Source organism: Pseudomonadota bacterium (assembly GCA_018242545.1).
Lineage (GTDB): Bacteria > Pseudomonadota > Alphaproteobacteria > 16-39-46 > 16-39-46 > 16-39-46.
The window spans coordinates 1-1560 of the sequence record JAFEBT010000118.1; the positions used below are offsets into that span (position 1 = coordinate 1).

Annotated in this window: 3 protein-coding genes; all 3 read right to left on the minus strand. The window is 33.7% G+C overall.

Features of this window, described 5'->3' with window-relative positions; translation table 11 throughout:
• Positions 1-18 precede the first annotated feature (18 nt).
• A complete protein-coding gene (locus tag JSS34_08875; GenBank protein MBS0186407.1) occupies positions 19-321 on the minus strand; it encodes a hypothetical protein in 303 nt (100 codons plus the stop codon).
• Between the two features lie 196 nt (positions 322-517).
• Positions 518-997 (minus strand): hypothetical protein, encoded by a 480-nt coding sequence (locus tag JSS34_08880; GenBank protein ID MBS0186408.1) that lies wholly within the window; start codon positions 995-997, stop codon positions 518-520.
• A 31-nt stretch (positions 998-1028) separates the two neighbouring features.
• Positions 1029-1560, minus strand: a 532-nt coding sequence (locus JSS34_08885; protein MBS0186409.1) for a hypothetical protein, incomplete at its 5' end; no start/stop codon positions are given.

Genomic DNA, 1560 nt, shown 5'->3' on the forward strand with positions numbered 1-1560 from the left:
TCCGAGTCTGACAATGACTCAATCTAATTTTACACCACTTGACGGGACGTTATCAGGACAAAGGACCTTTAAAGTATTTAAAACCTTTTCATTAACTAGCGGAGCACCAAAGTTGTTTGGCAGGCAATCATATTTTAAAAGTTGTTCCGTTGTTATCCCAACTGAAAGGATTAAGTCTGCGTTTTTAAGGTCTAATCTCTTTCCTTTCATAAAATCTAATCTATTAGTTTTGCGAATCCTCCAATCATAATCCCCTATAGCTTTGTTAGGAAACCTGTAAGGTTCATCCCAAATATATGGCTTATTTTCATAAACAGTCATTGTTTTACCTATGGTTTTGCATGGTAAAGAACTTTATCTCCTTTTTTAAGAAGACTGCGCTCTTTAGCCATAAACATTTCTAATTTTTCTCTATATTGAGCTTGGGTCCAACCTAAAGCTTTTCCATCTCTCAAATTTTTTCTTTTAAATTTATAAAGCGTAAATATTTAGAAATCTTCCCACAAAATTAAAAACCTTACTTTGCTTCTTCCAAATAGGGATTTTCACTTAAAGCTAAGGCCTGTAATAAGGCATGTCCAAGATGCTCTGGGTCTAAGTCAGATTTAATCATTTTATCTGTTATCCACGTATATCCTTTTTTATTTCCCGAAGTACCTAAGAAACGCATCGGTGTAAATGTAATTCGGTCAATTGTAGGCATCTTAATATGTACATTTTTAGAAAGTTTCATAAGAGCATTCCACGTCTTCATTCTTGTTGTAATAATCATAGGATCTTTCTTTTGATCATATTCTTCAAGAGTTTCATGATATACTCCTGTTTTACAATCATTTAAGGCATTAATAACTGCATTGCCTAAGTCTAAATTATTATTATCTTCTGCTACAAATACGGTTCCAGTAAGCCTAGTAAAACCTATTGTTGTTCTGGAATAACCTTGTATAAATACTTTATCCTTTAATTGATACGCAGTTGCACTTTTTATAAATTCCATAATTATACCTTTTGTAAAGTTTCATGAATCCCTATTTAGGAATCACAATAATTTTTACATCAACTTTGCGCTCCATGCCATAAGTTATTATTTCTTCAAAAACTTTTTGTTGAGCAGGAGTTCCAAGACTAGGAACAGCTACTTCTAGTTCTAAAAGCTTAATTTGATGAGCTTCAATTATATCTATACCCAACTCTGCTCCTTTAAATTCTGAAACTTCTCGTACATATCTTCTTAGCTTGTACATTAACCTTTTCGAGTTTTGATAGGTAACATCATATACATTAAGGCTCTTAATACTAGTAGCAATACCCTTTAAAGGGTTCCATCTATCTACTCTTGTAAAATTTTTATGAAGATTTTGCCCTCGCATTTTTTCAATCTTCATTCCTCGAATAACGGGTGGCTCTAACCATACTGATGTTGAAGAGACAACCTTCCGCAAGTTCAGAGCTTCAATAAGTCTTGAACCTCCTTTTGAAACAAAGTCAACAGCTCTTTGAGTGCCTGGAAGCTTTGCGACATACCCAACTCCTTTTAATGCTCCAACTCCAACAACAGAA

What these genes read in the sequence shown, in the direction of transcription:
- JSS34_08875 (MBS0186407.1), bottom strand. Translation starts at nt 321, where the DNA reads ATGACTGTTTATGAAAATAAGCCATATATTTGGGATGAACCTTACAGG.
- JSS34_08880 (MBS0186408.1), bottom strand. Translation starts at nt 997, where the DNA reads ATGGAATTTATAAAAAGTGCAACTGCGTATCAATTAAAGGATAAAGTA.